This window comes from Asaia sp. VD9 (genome assembly GCF_037150015.1).
Taxonomy (GTDB): domain Bacteria; phylum Pseudomonadota; class Alphaproteobacteria; order Acetobacterales; family Acetobacteraceae; genus Asaia.
The window spans coordinates 342358-356811 of sequence record NZ_JBBCQM010000001.1 but is presented as its reverse complement, the minus strand read 5'-3'; the positions used below and the strand labels follow the sequence as shown (position 1 = coordinate 356811).

Below are 14454 nucleotides of genomic sequence, written 5' to 3'. Positions count from 1 at the left end.
CTGATGGCGCGTTTCGGGCCTTTTCCGCCCGACGACCCCCGGTTTCCCATGGCCATCGCTGTCTCGGGCGGGGCTGACAGTCTCGGTCTTGCCTGGTTGATGCGCCGATGGCGTCGCGCCGTCATTGCCCTAGTCGTCGATCACGGATTGCGAGCGGCTTCCGGCGATGAGGCCCGACTGACGCTCTCGCGTCTGCACGCCCTCGATATTCCGGCTGAGATGCTGGTTCTCACTTCTCTGGACCACCAACGCAGCATCCAGGAAAACGCGCGCCATGCCCGATACCGCATGCTTGCACAGGCCTGTCGGGAGCGGGGCATTCTCGATCTGGTGATCGGGCATCACATGGGCGATCAGGCAGAAACGCTCGTCATGCGTCGCGCCCATGGCAGCACCTCTCATGGACTCGCAGGCATGGCGGTTTCACGTGAGACGCTGGCTCTGCGCTATTTGCGCCCTCTGCTCGGCATCCCGCCTGAGCGACTAAGAGCGACTCTGCGTTCCCAGTCCATCCACTGGATCGAAGACCCGAGTAATGCCAACACAAAGTTCGAGCGCGTACGAATCAGGCTTGCTCTGACCCCACATCAGATAGCTGACGCAGTGCTTGAAGCCCGGATCCATGGCGCGGCTCGCGACGCTCGATCGCATGACTGGGCGCGCCACCTGGGCGAGCTGACTGTCGACCCCCTGGGTTTTGCGCATCTCCCCGCCCTTCCGTCCTGTGCGCGGTTGCTCGCACGGATCTGGCAGATGATTTCGGGGGCAGAGTACCCGCCTCCTCACCGAGTCATGGAGCGGCTGATTGCGGCTCCCGTCCCGTTTACGTTTGGGGGGGCACTATTCTGCGCCGCTGGAAAGATGGGCTCAGGCTGGCTGCTCATACGCGAGCCGCAGGCGATTGGTGGCGCTGTGCCAGCTGAAAGAGCCGCGCGTTGGGATGGCCGGTTTACCCTCGCGGGGGCACTCCCCCATACGAGAGCCTATGTAATGGCATTGGGTGATCAGGCGCGTTTTTTCCGGGCGTCAGGGCTGCCCTCCCGCATCCTGCGGGGCATTCCGGCAATCTGGCGGGAGGGTCAGGTGATCGCTGTTCCAGGACTCGGCGTGGCGAAGGACGCTGACTGGAGAGCAATCGAACTGCGCTTCGAGCCCGAGAGCAGTCTTCTGGAGCATTCTTTGTGGATCTGAACGGCTGACACAGTGAAAACTTGATCGCGAGGGGGTGGGAACGTCTGGCCGAATGCTTATGTTAGGTCGGGATAAAGGGTTGCTATCACTTCGTGATGGCCAGCCTGGGCTGATGGGTCATCCTCAGTCAGTATGCGACTTCGAGTTTGGAAATAGTAGAGATCGTGATGAACAATTTTGGCCGCAACCTGGCGCTTTGGGTGATCATCATCGTTCTGGCGCTGCTCCTGTTCCTGGCGTTTCAGCCCAGTGGCAATCAGCATGCCTCACAGCAACTCGCCTATTCGGATTTCGTGACCGATATTGATGAGGGCAAGGTGCGGTCGGTCGTGGTGCAGAATCAGAATATCACCGGCACTCTCAAGGACGGCACGTCTTTCGAGACCTATGCGCCTGTCGATCCCGGACTTGTGCCGAGAATGACAAGCAAGGGGATCGAGGTCGTTGCCAAGCCGCTCGATGCGGATGGCAGCCCGATTCTGCGTGCGGTGACAAGCTGGCTTCCCATGATCTTCCTGCTCGGGATCGGCATCCTTTTCTTCCGCCAGATGCAATCCGGTAGCGGCCGGGCGATGGGCTTTGGCAAGTCCCGGGCGCGCCTCCTGACCGAGAAGCAGGGGCGCGTAACCTTCGATGATGTTGCCGGCATCGACGAGGCCAAGTCAGAGCTTGAGGAAATTGTCGAGTTCCTCAAGGACCCACAGAAATTCACGCGCCTGGGTGGCAAGATCCCCAAGGGTGCCCTGCTCGTCGGCCCCCCGGGTACAGGCAAGACTCTTCTTGCGCGCGCCATCGCAGGCGAAGCCAATGTCCCGTTCTTCACCATCTCCGGTTCCGACTTCGTCGAGATGTTCGTGGGCGTAGGGGCATCGCGTGTGCGCGACATGTTCGAGCAGGGTAAGAAATCGGCCCCGTGCATCATCTTCATCGATGAGATCGATGCAGTTGGTCGTCATCGTGGTGCGGGCCTCGGTGGAGGTAATGACGAGCGTGAGCAGACCCTCAACCAGATGCTCGTGGAGATGGACGGGTTCGAGAGCAACGAGGGCGTGATCCTGATTGCCGCGACCAACCGCCCGGACGTGCTCGATCCCGCCCTCCTGCGTCCCGGTCGCTTCGACCGTCAGGTTGTCGTGCCGAACCCGGACGTGGCAGGACGCGAGAAGATACTGCGCGTTCACATGCGCAAGGTGCCGCTCGCTTCTGACGTCGACCCCAAGGTCATCGCCCGTGGCACACCAGGTTTCTCGGGTGCCGATCTGTCCAATCTCGTCAATGAGGCGGCCTTGCTTGCTGCGCGTCTGGGCAAGCGCACGGTGGCCATGCTGGAATTTGAGAACGCCAAGGACAAGGTTCTCATGGGGGCTGAACGCCGCTCCTTGGTGATGAGCGATGCCGAAAAGCGTAACACCGCCTATCATGAGGGCGGCCATGCCATCTGCGCGATCCTGACCCCGGGTTGCGACCCTGTTCACAAAGCGACCATCATCCCGCGTGGCCGCGCTCTCGGCATGGTGATGAGCCTCCCGGAAAGCGATCGCTATTCCAAGAGCAAGGCCCAGTGCAAGGCCGATCTGGTTCTCGCGATGGGCGGCCGCGTTGCCGAGGAGCTCATCTTCGGCGCAGAGAATGTCTGCACCGGTGCGTCTGGCGATATCAAGATGGCAACGAATCTCGCCCGTCGCATGGTGACCGAATGGGGGATGAGCGATCGCCTCGGTATGATTGCCTATGGCGATAATGGCCAGGAGGTGTTCCTGGGTCACTCGGTGACGCAGAACAAGAATGTCTCCGAGCAGACTGCCCGCGAGATCGACCGTGAGGTCAAGGAACTCGTCGACGAGGCCTACAAGCGCGCGCATAGCCTGCTGCTCGAACATATCGACGATCTGCACCGTCTTGCGAATGCTCTTCTCGAGTTCGAGACGCTTTCAGGTGATGAAGTTGGCAAGGTGATCCGCGGTGAACCGGTGGAGCGCGTCGTGGTCGATGATTCGACCCCGGAGAATCGTCGCTCTTCGGTACCTACGGTGAAGCCGGAGGCCAGTGCCGGGACTGAGGCACTGAACCCGTCGCCGCAGGCCGGGTGATACTAGGCAGGTAAGGGGAGAAGGGGGCGCAAGCCCCCTTTTTTCGTTGAGCGGGCTGTGCTTGAAGAAAACTATCTCGCGCATAGCGACGCGTATAAGAGGGCGATCATGAGTATAGCAGCCAAGTCAGACCGCAAATTGTTCGGTACTGACGGTATCCGCGGCAAGGCCAATAGTTTTCCCATGACGGTCGACATCGCGTTACGGCTAGGGCAGGCAGCAGGGCTCCATTTTCGTCGCGGATCTCACCGTCATACGGTGGTACTCGGCAAGGATACGCGCCTCTCCGGCTATATGATCGAGAGCGCTCTGGTATCGGGTTTTCTCTCCGCAGGAATGGACGTCATTCTGGTTGGGCCTCTGCCCACTCCAGCCATCGCCATGCTGACCCGCTCTTTGCGTGCGGATCTCGGCGTCATGATTTCGGCCTCTCACAACCCGTTCGGGGATAATGGCATCAAGCTGTTTGGACCTGATGGGTTCAAGCTGTCTGACGAAGTCGAAGCCGAGATCGAGCGCATGATGGACCAGGATCTGACGGCGCAGATGGCGCCGCCCGAAGAGGTTGGACGTGCCTCGCGCCTGAATGATGCTGCGGGACGATATATAGAGGCGGCGAAGGCGTCTTTTCCGAGGGGGTCGCGTCTTGATGGTCTGCGCATCGTCCTCGACTGTGCCAATGGCGCAGCCTATCGCGTTGCGCCGACGGCATTGTGGGAACTGGGCGCCGATGTCATCAAGATCGGCTGCGAGCCCAACGGCGTCAACATCAATGCGAATTGTGGCTCAACCCATCCGGCGACGCTGCGTGAAGCCGTGGTGGCACACAAGGCGCATCTTGGCATTGCGCTGGATGGCGATGCGGATCGCGTCATCATCGTCGATGAGCAGGGTGAGATTGTCGATGGCGACCAGATTCTTGGCCTGATCACGCTTTTTCTGCACAAGAATAACCGACTTGGCAGCAGTGAAGCCGTGGCGACGATTATGTCGAATCTGGGCCTCGAGAAGAAATTACGCGAGCACGGCATTACCCTGCACCGAACGGCTGTCGGCGACCGCTATGTTGTCGAGCGCATGCGCGAGCAGGGTATCAAACTTGGTGGCGAGCAATCGGGGCACATGATCCTGTCCGATTTTGCCACGACAGGTGACGGGCTGATCGCTGCGCTTCAGGTTCTCGCTGTTCTGGTTGAGGAAGGCCGGCCCGCCAGTGAAATCCTGCGCGTTTTCTCGCCCTTCCCTCAATTGCTGCGAAATGTGCGCTACGCGGGCGGGAACCCGCTTGAGACAACTTCCCTCGCCGAGGCGCGTCAGCGGGCAGAGGAGAAGCTGGGCAATAAGGGCCGACTGGTACTGCGCAAGAGTGGAACAGAGCCCCTCATCCGGGTGATGGCCGAGGCCGAAGACCAGTCCCTCGTCGAGGAGGTCGTTTCGTCCATTTGTGAGGCCGTCCAGAAGGCAGTAGCAGGCTGATGAAAGGGCGGGTGCTGATCGTTGCCGGGAGTGATTCTGGCGGAGGCGCTGGTATCCAGGCGGATATCAAGACGGTCAGCGCCTTCGGTGGCTTTGCGATGACAGCCATCACGGCGGTCACCGCTCAGAATACGCAAGGCGTCTCCGCGATCGCCTGCCTGAAGCCGGACATCGTGGCTGAGCAGATGCGTATGGTGCTCGATGATCTTGGCGCCGATGTCATCAAGCTGGGGATGCTGGGCAATGCAGGGATCATGGAGGCCGTGCATGATACGCTTCTACGCTATCCGGAGATTCCCTGTGTCATTGATCCGGTCATGATCGCCACCAGCGGTGCCCGGCTCATGACACAGGAAGGCGAGCGTATATTCCGCAAGCTCTATGGCCGATGCACCCTGCTTACCCCCAACCTCCCTGAACTGGAGGTTCTCAGTGGTGAGCGGATCGAAGGCTTGTCTGATATGCTACGCGCCGCCCGAGCGCTCGCCAAGAGCTGTGCCATCCCTCATCTCCTAGCGAAAGGGGGGCACCTGCCGGGCAACGTCCTCGTGGATGTTCTTGTTTCGGAAGGGCAGGAGATACGATTCGACGACCAGCGGATCGAGTCCCTTCATACGCATGGCACCGGGTGCACACTTTCGACCGCCATCGCAACCTGTCTGGCGCAGGGTGAGCCAATGGACACAGCCGTGGCCCGAAGCAGACGCTATGTGAGGCGGGCTATTCGGGAGGCCCCCCCGTACGGCGCGGGCAATGCCCGGCCGATGAACCATTTGGTTCCTTCAGACTGAGGGCTGAAGCAGGGTGTGCAGGTGGTCTGTTGTGCCCGCAGGCGCGCCGCGTGCGGGTTCGGTAACGCGCGTCTCGTCGCGCAGCACGTAACCACGGCCCCATACGGTGCCGATGAGGCTGCCCGCGCCGAATTGCTGCAGTTTCCGGCGGAGCTTGCAAATGAAGACATCGATGATCTTCATCTCCGGTTCGTCGATGCCGCCATAGAGATGATTCAGGAATGCATCCTTGGTGAGGACATTCCCACGCCTCAACACAAGCAGTTCGAGAATGGCGTATTCCTTGCCCGTGAGTTGCAGAGGATGGCCATCCACTGAGGCAGCCTTGGCATTCAGATCGATGGAGAGCGGGCCGACCGTCATAATAGCGGTGCTGTAGCCGCGCGAACGACGCACAACCGCCTGAAGTCGAGCGACGAGCTCCTCGGTGTCGAAAGGCTTGGTGATGTAGTCATCTGCACCAGCATGAAAGGCCTTTATCTTGGCCTGTGCTCTGGTAAGGCCGCTTACGACAATAATCGGCGTCTGTATTTGTATTTTCCTGGCCCGACGGATGACCTCGTAGCCCTCAAGATCTTCGAGCTGCAGTTCCGTCATGGCGAGATCATAGTCGTAATGACGCAGCATATCGATCGCTTCGTGCCCGGTTTGGGCATGATCGACAGTAATGCCGCTCTGTTTGAGCGTTTTGATCAGTGCGTTGGCGTTCGCCTTGTCACTTTCCACAAGAAGGAGCCGCATTTCATCAATCTCCAGGGTTGATGTTGGTGTGGTACTACCTAAGGTTGCTGCTCGCAAGCAAAATACTTTTCTTGTGCCAAAACTTTTCAGCTGTTCCGTAACGAGTTTTTAACGCTTGAGGGTTACGATTTTTCTGTAAAGTCCCGGCTTGTCCTATGGTGATGAATGCTAGTAATCGCCAGGTAATCACGACGAAATGCCGGAATATTTGGATTTTAGAAACGCTTAATTTCACGTATATTAACGAGACGAACAAAGGCCGCTCCCACGGAGCCTGTTCACGGCCGGGTCTATACTCGTTCAGGTTGTATTTTCTTTCGCGAAGGCTTCAATACACAGGAAGGCGTCGTGTGAAGGATCATTCTTCGATTTCAGGAATGCGCCCCTCAAACCAGGTACTGCCGAAATCCGGAAACGGGCGACAGCGGGCTGATAACCAAGAGTATGTGCCTTGCGACTCAGAAAGAATTCCCGGCAACAGCGACGTCGCGAAATGCTCGATCGTGCCCAGGCGCTGACAGCCGTGTTGCGGCGCGAGACCGGCGTTCGTGCAGCCCGACGGAGCGCGGAGGCAAGCATCGTCAGCGCCGAGCGCGCCATTCTCGACTCGAATGATGGCGACAGCGCAGTCGAGGGATTCATGAACTGGCTGCCCGAGGCACGCCATGCCATCGACACGGCGCGGGCCGCTGAGCGCGAGGTGGCGATCGATGTCGCGGTCGCCTATCAGGCCTTCATCGTCGCGAAGAACGCCTCAACCCGGGCGGAGGAAGGTGATGAGCAGCCTTCGGAGACACGTGTGACGAGTTTGCCCGGGGAGGGGTGATTGCAAAGAATGAAGGCCGCCATGAGGGGGCGCGTCCCTCTCTTGGCAGGTCAGTCATCCAACCTGGGGTGGAGTGTCGTTTAGTGGGACCGGTGGGAAGGGGCGCGTGCCGATTACAACGCAGGCAACCGGGTGACCCTTAGCCCGTACAAAACTGAGAAACGTCTCGCCTCGCGCATCGAACAGATCGGTTTCGACAGTCAGCGTTGCACTCACGAGGCCTGCGGGGCGTGCAGCGAGTGTCGTGGCGGCGTGGTCGAGCAGGCGGTGGATTGCGCGCTCGACGGCAGCGAGCAGCGCATTTTCATCGCTATCGGGCGTAGCGTGCCGGTGTACGATCCTGCTCCAATCGTCCCGTGTAAGGAAAGCCGGAATTCCTCCCGGCGGGGTCGTCTGCTCAGCCCGGAGAATCTGGCCCGATTGGGCCAGATCCACAATATCGATCTCAGGGAGCGTGGAGGGGGCCAGAACGAATTCTTTCATGGGTTTCCTCGCTTCCTTAGCTATTCCTGACCATATCCAGTACCGTTGGCGGCAGGTGATGTGCCGCTCTGACCGGGAGGGGCGCCCATGGCTTGCATCAGGGCTGTCACCTGGTCAGGATGCGCATGAAAGAGCGCGACATTTGCCGGGTTTGGCGCCGGGAGGCCCGCCGGGAGCGACTGCCCGTTTGTCGCAGCTACTGTCATCCCGAAAGCGGTCATACCCATCGTGAAGCTTTCCGGCGTGAAGCCATGTGCACTCAGTATGGATGCTACGCCTGGAAGGCCGCCGATCTGGCGGATTGTTTCCTGTAGAGAGAGGCGGGTGGAATCGGGCGGGCGAATATTGGCTGCCTGCAGAGCCTGGAGCGCCTGAGCAGCACGTGGCATGAAGTCTGTCGGCAGGGGATAGCGTAATCCCGCCTCGATGTCCTGGCGCATGGCCGGGGAGATGCTGCCCTGCTGCGCAGGGGCATTCTGATGGGGCAGTTCATTCTGCGGAACAACGCTCTGCGCCCGTGCGGGGCCGCTGTAGGCGAGCGCCAATGTCAGTGCCGGTGCGATGAACGCCAATGCCGCCCGAGGTTTGAAGCGTAATGTCATACCCATTCTCCCCTGCGCATCAGAGGCGTAGCCGTCCCGTCTTCATGGAGGCCATCGAGATCGATTTTGTCCGAGCCGATCATCCAGTCGATATGGATCATGCTCATATTAGCCCCGCGTGATGCCAGGTCGTCCGGGCTCGCGCCTTCGGTATCGAACAGGCATTTCGTGTAAGCCTGCCCAAGCGCGATATGGCTGGATGCGTTTTCATCGAACAACGTGTTGCGGAAGAGGATGCCCGTATCAGAAATCGGCGACGCGTGCGGCACGAGAGCGACCTCGCCCAGACGAGCGGCGCCATCATCGGTCTCCAGAATACGGCGCAGCGCGTCTTCGCCCTTGCCCGCATGGGACTCGATGATCCGACCACCCTCGAAGGTCACGCGGATGTCGTCAATGAGCGTGCCCTGATGGAAGAGCGGTTTCGTGCTCGATACATGACCGCTGACGCGATGACTGTGAGGGGTGGTAAATACCTCCTCGGTAGGGATGTTCGGGTTGCAGTCAATCCCATTGGTCGTGCGCTCGGAGCCGCCTGCCCAGGCATGGCCATCCGCCAACCCGACGCGCAGATCAGTGCCGGGGCCGGTGAAATGCAGGGTGTGGAAGCGACGGTCGTTCAGCATCGCCGCCTTGGCATGCAGGGCTGCGTTATGCTGCTGCCACGCGATCACCGGGTCGGGGGCTTCGAGTCGCGAGGAGGCAAAGATTGCGTCCCACAGCCGTGCCTGAGCCTGTTCAGCCGGCAATTCGGGGAATACCTGCTGCGACCAGGCCGTGGTGGCGAAAGCGACAATGGTCCAGTTTGTATCGAAGCGCGTGATGATTTCCATGGCTTCGCGGCTGGCGCGTGATGCAGCACGGCTCGCTCGAGAGACGCGTGCGGGATCCTGCCCGTTCAGCAGGGTCGGGTTGCTGCCCGTAATTGCCAGTCGCGCCGCTCCCTCGCGATATGCCCGGGCAATACCATCGGCCATCCACTGGGCGGAGTGGTCGAGCGCATCATCAGAGGCAAAGCGATAACGGGCCAATGTGGCCTCGTCATCGCTGTACTGCGTCGTGACGAGGCTGGCGCCAGCCCGATAGGCGTGTTCGGTAATGCGCCTGACGAGTGCAACGGCCTCCAGTGGCGCGGAGACGACCAGTTCCTGCCCGGGCTGAAGATTGAGCCCGATCCTGACGGCAACTTCGCCGAGCCTGTCCAGGCGATCTGCGAAGGGGATGGTGGCTTCAGACATCACGGTATCTCCTCAAGAACTGAGCGCGTTCCGGCCCGGTGGCCGCCTTTAGGGGGCGGCCCTGATTCCGGTCTGGAACCGATGCAAGTTACTCGCCGAATGTTTCGGCGTGGTGAGCGCGGCGCGGTGCGCGGCGCGGGCGTTCCTGTCGCTGGGGCTTTTCCGGCGTTGCGGGCTTGTCCGTGCGCGAAGCCGCACGGATCTCGACCTCGAGTTCGCGGATACGACGCTGCACGCTCTCCTTGAGGGAAGGGGAGGTGTGCGGCTTCATTGTGGCCAAGGTTTCCTTCAGATCGCGCAGCTGCTTCTGCTTCTCCGCCAGGTTGCGACGGATCGGCTGGTTGTCGGAGAGCTGTCCCGTATAGGAGCGCATGGTCGACTCTTTCTTTTCCTGTCCGGCTGTGGCCGGGATTCTTCATTGCACGGGCTCTGCCGGACGCGCGGAAGCATCCGGACAGGCCCTCGTCTGGTTTTTGTCAGAGGGGCGGGCGGGCGCCGTATATCAGCGCGTCGTCAGACCCATGGAGGCAAGGGCCCCGATCAGACGGCTCATCTCCGCATCCGTGCCGATCGTGATGCGCAGCCAGTCGCGTATGCGGGGCGCACCGAGTTGTCGTACGATGATGTGGCGTTCACGCAAGCCTACCAGCAGATCGCCAGCCTGATGTGCGGGGTGATGCACGAGAACAAAATTGGCACAGGATGGAAGAATGTCAAAGCCCAACCCGGCAAGGTTCTGCACAAATCGTTCTCTGGTGGCCATGACCTGCCGGGTGGTCTGAGTCAGCCATTCCTCATCTGCAATGGCGGCGGCGGCTCCGGTCTGGGCCAGTCGGCTGAGCGGGTAGGAATTGAAGCTGTCCTTGACGCGCACCAGCCCCGCGATGAGGTCGGGATGACCGATGGCGTAACCGACACGTAGCCCTGCAAGGGCGCGGGATTTGGAGAGGGTCTGCACGACCAGAAGATTGTCGTGTTCCTCCGTCAGGCGAATGGCGGATTGGGCGCCGAAATCGACATAGGCCTCATCAATGATGATGGTTCTGTCTGGTTGCAACGAGGCGAGACGCGAGATCGCTTCAAGGGGAATCGCATGGCCTGTATTGGCATTGGGGTTCGCGATCGCAATCCCGCCGCACGGTATCGCATAATCTTCGACATCGATCTCGAACCGAGCGTTGAGCGGAATCTCCCGATAGGGCTGGTCGAACAGGCCGCAATAGACCGGGTAAAATCCGTAGCTCACATCCGCGAAGAGCATAGGACCCTCGGGCGATATCAGCGCTCTGAAGGCATGGCCCAGAACTTCGTCTGAACCGTTTCCAACGAAAACCCGATCGATGCTCGTATCATAGGTCTGCGCAATGACCCCGCGCAGTGCCTTCGCGGTCGGGTCAGGATAGAGGCGGAGCGAGTTGTCACAGCTTTCGCGCATGGCGGTCAGGGCGGCGGGGCTGGGACCGTATGGCAGCTCATTGGTATTGAGTTTGAGGATATCCGAAAATTGTGGCTGCTCACCCGGGATATAGGGGTGCAGACCGGCAACGAGGGGGTTCCAGAAGCGGCTCATGACAGGGTCGTTCCATCCTGGGTGAAAAGATGGCTCTGCCCGTGAGTCTCGGCAATATCGCGCACCGACAGGCCCTCGGCATCACGATGGCCAGGATCGGCCCCCTTCGCCAGCAGGAACCGTACCATGTCCTGACGGCCGAACATGACGGCGAACATCAGCGGGGTACGACCCAGATGGCTCGGGATATCGAGAGACGCTCCAGCACTGACTAGAAGTTCCGCCACTGCGAGGTGTCCTTTGAAGGCCACGCCGGACAGGGCCGTCGCGCCCTTTGCATCCTGCATGTTCGGATCGGCGCCACGCTCCAGGAGGAGGGCCGTTGCGGGGAGGACACCATTATAGGCGGCAACGATCAGCGCTGTGTAGCCGCGGCTATCCTGCGCATCGACCGCCATGCCGGCATCGAGAAAGCGGGTGAGAAGCTCCGTATCGCCCAGCCGAGCGGCATCGATGAACAGAGCGGTGATCTGTTCCGGCGAAAAACTGCCCGCGGGCATCATCTCTGTCATGGGGTGGCCTGTCTTGTCATAGCCTCTCCCTGATAGCCGAGCACCGTCCGATCAGGAAGCAGCGCGCGGGAAAATGTCGCCTGCGCAAATTGTCATCAGTCGGGCGGAACGGTCCCGAAAGTCTCCAGATCAAAAGACCGGCATCTGGCGGCCTCGGGTGGTGCGCCGAGGCGTGGGGAAGGGGGTGCTGGCGTTACTCAGGGCGGGTAAACGCGGGCAATAACGATTATGACAGGCTCCCAGGCGAGGCTTTGCCGATGCGAGCGACACGATGGCGGGGCGTGACCGCAAAAAATCATGCAAATTTTCGTGTAGTCGAGCAGTCGTGAAGGGTTTGACTCTAGCACAATGTGGGCAATGGGCGTCTTATGCGCAACGCAATGTATTGCCGGGCCGGTAGGTTTCAGTTTGGTGTCAATGCTGTCGGGATTTTGAGGCAATATGTGCGGTGCAGCGGAACATCGTCCCGTGGAGGGCGTATGGTTATCGTGTTTCGGTGAGGGTCCTCCCCATGGCGTGCCATGCGAGGTGAGGACGGTCACGAACTCTGCATGGCGATCTGTGCGAAAAGGTTCCCCGACGGGGTTGTCTCAGGCAAGAAACCGGTCTTGAACATTGGCGTCTGTCCGGCTGATGGTTTTCCATCGCAGAGAGTTAATTCGGAGGTCCATTTTTGATGCGTTCTTTAAGCAACCCGTCCGCGTTCGACGCGGAAACCGGTGGAGCGGCCGGCGCCAGTGTCTCTGACATCGCGCAGCTGAGCATCAACACCATCCGCACCCTGTCGATGGATGGTGTGGAAAAGGCCGATTCAGGCCATCCGGGAACGGCCATGGCGCTGGCTCCTGTCATGTACACCCTCTGGCAGAACGACCTGAAATACGATCCAGCCAATCCGCTCTGGCCTGGCCGTGACCGTTTCGTCCTGTCCGTCGGCCATGCGTCGATGCTGCTGTATTCGACAATCTACCTGACCGGCATTCGCGATGTCGTGAAGGACAAGGTCCTCGACAGCCCGTCCCTGACGCTTGAAGACCTCAAGCAGTTCCGTCAGCTGAATTCCAAGACGCCCGGTCACCCGGAATTCCGTCACACATCTGGCGTCGAGACCACCACCGGCCCGCTGGGTCAGGGCTGTGGCAACTCCGTCGGTATGGCGATGGCCGAGAAGTATCTCGCTGCCCATTACAACCGTCCCGGTTTCGACCTGTTCGACTACCACACCTATGTGTTCTGTGGTGACGGCGACATGATGGAAGGCGTTTCGTCCGAAGCGGCTTCGATGGCGGGTCATCTCGGTCTTGGCAACCTGATCTGGCTGTATGACTCGAACCAGATTTCGATCGAGGGCTCGACCGACCTGGCCTTCACGGAAAACGTGGCGGAGCGCTTCCGCGCCTATAAGTGGCATGTCGTGACCGTCAATGACGTCAATGACACGGCTGCTGTTGGCAAGGCGCTTGAGGAAGCCCGTTCGGTCAAGGATCGTCCGAGCCTGATCGTCATGCACACGGTCATCGGCTTCGGTGCGCCCAAGAAGGCTGGCACGGCCTCGGCGCATGGCGAGCCGCTGGGTGAGGAAGAGATCGCCGGTGCCAAGAAGGCCTATCACTGGCCCTGGACCGACGCATTCCACGTGCCGGAGGGCGTTCTGGAGCATTTCCAGGAAGGACTGGGCAAACGCGGCGCCAAGGCCAGCGCTGACTGGTATGCCCTGTTCGATCGCTACACCAATGAATATCCGAAGGAAGCCGCCGAGCTGCGCGCAATCTTCGAGCGTCGCCTGCCAGAAGGCTGGGACAAGGATATTCCGGTTTGGGAAGCCGACGCCAAGGGCGTTGCCTCGCGCGCCAGCTCGGGCAAGCTGATCAACGCCGTCGCCAAGAACATCCCCTGGATGATCGGTGGTTCGGCTGACCTTTCGCCATCGACCAAGACGAACCTGACCTTTGACGGCGCTGGTTCGTTCCAGCCGCCTCAGTGGGGTGGCACCTATGGCGGCCGCAACGTCCATTTCGGCATCCGCGAACACGCCATGGGGTCGATCTGCAACGGTATGGCGCTGGCTGGCCTGCGCTCCTACGGTTCGGGCTTCCTGATCTTCTCGGATTACATGAAGGCCCCGATCCGTCTGTCGGCTCTCATGGAGCTGCCGGTCATCTACATCTTCACCCATGATTCCATCGGTGTTGGTGAAGACGGTCCGACGCATCAGCCGATCGAACAGCTGGCCCAGCTGCGCGCCACCCCCGGCATCATGACCATTCGTCCCGGCGATGCCAACGAAGTGTCTGAAGCCTGGCGCACCCTGATCCCGCAGACGCACAAGCCTGCGGTGCTCATTCTGAGCCGCCAGAACCTGCCGACGCTGGATCGCAGCAAGTATGCTTCCGCCGCTGGTGTAGCGAAGGGTGCTTACGTCCTGGCTAGCTGTGAAGGCAAGCCTGACGTGATTCTGATGGCTTCGGGTTCGGAAGTCTCGCTGGTGGTCGACGCTTACGAAAAGCTGACCGCCGAGGGGATCAAGGCCCGCGTGGTTTCCTTCCCGTCCTTCGACCTGTTCGAAGAGCAGGACCAGGCCTACAAGGACAGTGTGCTGCCGCCGGACGTCAAGGGACGTGTGGCTGTCGAGCAGGCTGCTGCTTTCGGCTGGGATCGTTACACCGGCATCGGCGGTTCGATCATTGCGATGAACAGCTTTGGCGCCTCCGCACCGCTCAAGAGCCTTCTCACCAAGTTCGGCTTCACGCCGGAGAAGGTTTACGATGCGGCTCGCGAGCAGGCTGCCCGCAAGTAAGACGACTACCGGGGCCTGACCGCTTCCTCGGCGGTCGGGCCTTTCGGGGCCCTAGCGTGCTTTGGCCCCCTCACTATGAGGTCAGGGTCGGAAGGCCGACCTGAGCTGAGGCGAGCGTCCCTGTGGAGCTCGTCAGG

The 14454-nt window shown here is 60.4% G+C and carries 13 protein-coding genes; 6 read left to right on the top strand and 7 right to left on the bottom strand.

The features are described from left to right. Nucleotides 1-3 precede the first annotated feature (3 nt). The 4 genes from tilS (at nucleotide 4) to thiD (ending at nucleotide 5548) form a co-directional block, all read left to right on the top strand. Nucleotides 4-1191, top strand: coding sequence for a tRNA lysidine(34) synthetase TilS (tilS, locus tag WFJ47_RS01605; protein WP_336760442.1), 1188 nt, complete (start codon nucleotides 4-6; stop codon nucleotides 1189-1191). Between the two features lie 167 nt (nucleotides 1192-1358). Then, on the top strand, nucleotides 1359-3281 hold the full coding sequence (gene ftsH, locus WFJ47_RS01600) for an ATP-dependent zinc metalloprotease FtsH (RefSeq protein WP_127102887.1): 1923 nt from the start codon (nucleotides 1359-1361) through the stop codon (nucleotides 3279-3281). Nucleotides 3282-3389: 108 nt separating this feature from the next. Further along, complete coding sequence (gene glmM / locus WFJ47_RS01595) at nucleotides 3390-4757, top strand: phosphoglucosamine mutase (RefSeq protein ID WP_127102888.1); 1368 nt, start codon at nucleotides 3390-3392, stop codon at nucleotides 4755-4757. After that, the gene (gene thiD / locus WFJ47_RS01590; protein WP_336760437.1) at nucleotides 4757-5548 is read left to right on the top strand and encodes a bifunctional hydroxymethylpyrimidine kinase/phosphomethylpyrimidine kinase; all 792 of its coding nucleotides are present in this window, start codon (nucleotides 4757-4759) and stop codon (nucleotides 5546-5548) included. The genes glmM and thiD overlap by 1 nt, the downstream gene beginning before the upstream one ends. On the opposite strand, the gene WFJ47_RS01585 is transcribed toward thiD, so the two are convergent. Then, nucleotides 5540-6289 carry a response regulator transcription factor gene (locus WFJ47_RS01585; RefSeq protein ID WP_336760435.1) on the bottom strand — a complete coding sequence of 250 codons (750 nt, stop codon included), beginning with the start codon at nucleotides 6287-6289 and terminating at the stop codon, nucleotides 5540-5542. The two genes, thiD and WFJ47_RS01585, sit on opposite strands and share 9 nt — an antisense overlap. A gap of 493 nt (nucleotides 6290-6782) precedes the next feature. On the opposite strand from WFJ47_RS01585, the gene WFJ47_RS01580 reads away from it, so the two are divergent. Beyond that, nucleotides 6783-7115: a hypothetical protein gene (locus WFJ47_RS01580; protein WP_336760434.1), complete on the top strand. Its 333-nt coding sequence runs from the start codon at nucleotides 6783-6785 to the stop codon at nucleotides 7113-7115. Nucleotides 7116-7169: 54 nt separating this feature from the next. Here WFJ47_RS01580 and WFJ47_RS01575 read toward each other — a convergent pair whose 3' ends face one another. The 6 genes from WFJ47_RS01575 to WFJ47_RS01550 all read right to left on the bottom strand — a co-directional run bounded on the left by WFJ47_RS01575 (nucleotide 7170) and on the right by WFJ47_RS01550 (nucleotide 11520). Continuing rightward, nucleotides 7170-7598: a hypothetical protein gene (locus WFJ47_RS01575; protein ID WP_336760432.1), complete on the bottom strand. Its 429-nt coding sequence runs from the start codon at nucleotides 7596-7598 to the stop codon at nucleotides 7170-7172. Nucleotides 7599-7618: 20 nt separating this feature from the next. Then, on the bottom strand, nucleotides 7619-8200 hold the full coding sequence (locus WFJ47_RS01570; RefSeq protein ID WP_336760430.1) for a hypothetical protein: 582 nt from the start codon (nucleotides 8198-8200) through the stop codon (nucleotides 7619-7621). Continuing rightward, nucleotides 8197-9438, bottom strand: coding sequence for an aminopeptidase (locus tag WFJ47_RS01565; protein ID WP_336760428.1), 1242 nt, complete (start codon nucleotides 9436-9438; stop codon nucleotides 8197-8199). The genes WFJ47_RS01570 and WFJ47_RS01565 overlap by 4 nt, the downstream gene beginning before the upstream one ends. A gap of 88 nt (nucleotides 9439-9526) precedes the next feature. Beyond that, on the bottom strand, nucleotides 9527-9811 hold the full coding sequence (locus tag WFJ47_RS01560; RefSeq protein ID WP_127101479.1) for a hypothetical protein: 285 nt from the start codon (nucleotides 9809-9811) through the stop codon (nucleotides 9527-9529). A 129-nt stretch (nucleotides 9812-9940) separates the two neighbouring features. Then, the gene (locus WFJ47_RS01555) at nucleotides 9941-11008 is read right to left on the bottom strand and encodes a histidinol-phosphate transaminase (protein WP_336760426.1); all 1068 of its coding nucleotides are present in this window, start codon (nucleotides 11006-11008) and stop codon (nucleotides 9941-9943) included. Further along, the gene (locus WFJ47_RS01550) at nucleotides 11005-11520 is read right to left on the bottom strand and encodes an ankyrin repeat domain-containing protein (protein ID WP_336760424.1); all 516 of its coding nucleotides are present in this window, start codon (nucleotides 11518-11520) and stop codon (nucleotides 11005-11007) included. The genes WFJ47_RS01555 and WFJ47_RS01550 overlap by 4 nt, the downstream gene beginning before the upstream one ends. 676 nt (nucleotides 11521-12196) lie before the next feature. On the opposite strand from WFJ47_RS01550, the gene tkt reads away from it, so the two are divergent. After that, the gene (gene tkt / locus WFJ47_RS01545) at nucleotides 12197-14317 is read left to right on the top strand and encodes a transketolase (protein WP_127101474.1); all 2121 of its coding nucleotides are present in this window, start codon (nucleotides 12197-12199) and stop codon (nucleotides 14315-14317) included. The last annotated feature ends 137 nt before the right edge of the window (nucleotides 14318-14454 follow it).

Bases quoted from the DNA above. Each gene is read 5' to 3' on its own strand.
- thiD (WP_336760437.1), top strand. From the start codon at position 4,757: ATGAAAGGGCGGGTGCTGATCGTTGCCGGGAGTGATTCTGGCGGAGGC.
- WFJ47_RS01580 (WP_336760434.1), top strand. From the start codon at position 6,783: ATGCTCGATCGTGCCCAGGCGCTGACAGCCGTGTTGCGGCGCGAGACC.
- WFJ47_RS01550 (WP_336760424.1), bottom strand. From the start codon at position 11,520: ATGACAGAGATGATGCCCGCGGGCAGTTTTTCGCCGGAACAGATCACC.
- WFJ47_RS01570 (WP_336760430.1), bottom strand. From the start codon at position 8,200: ATGACATTACGCTTCAAACCTCGGGCGGCATTGGCGTTCATCGCACCG.
- WFJ47_RS01575 (WP_336760432.1), bottom strand. From the start codon at position 7,598: ATGAAAGAATTCGTTCTGGCCCCCTCCACGCTCCCTGAGATCGATATT.
- ftsH (WP_127102887.1), top strand. From the start codon at position 1,359: ATGAACAATTTTGGCCGCAACCTGGCGCTTTGGGTGATCATCATCGTT.
- tkt (WP_127101474.1), top strand. From the start codon at position 12,197: ATGCGTTCTTTAAGCAACCCGTCCGCGTTCGACGCGGAAACCGGTGGA.
- tilS (WP_336760442.1), top strand. From the start codon at position 4: ATGGCGCGTTTCGGGCCTTTTCCGCCCGACGACCCCCGGTTTCCCATG.
- WFJ47_RS01555 (WP_336760426.1), bottom strand. From the start codon at position 11,008: ATGAGCCGCTTCTGGAACCCCCTCGTTGCCGGTCTGCACCCCTATATC.
- WFJ47_RS01585 (WP_336760435.1), bottom strand. From the start codon at position 6,289: ATGCGGCTCCTTCTTGTGGAAAGTGACAAGGCGAACGCCAACGCACTG.
- glmM (WP_127102888.1), top strand. From the start codon at position 3,390: ATGAGTATAGCAGCCAAGTCAGACCGCAAATTGTTCGGTACTGACGGT.
- WFJ47_RS01565 (WP_336760428.1), bottom strand. From the start codon at position 9,438: ATGTCTGAAGCCACCATCCCCTTCGCAGATCGCCTGGACAGGCTCGGC.
- WFJ47_RS01560 (WP_127101479.1), bottom strand. From the start codon at position 9,811: ATGCGCTCCTATACGGGACAGCTCTCCGACAACCAGCCGATCCGTCGC.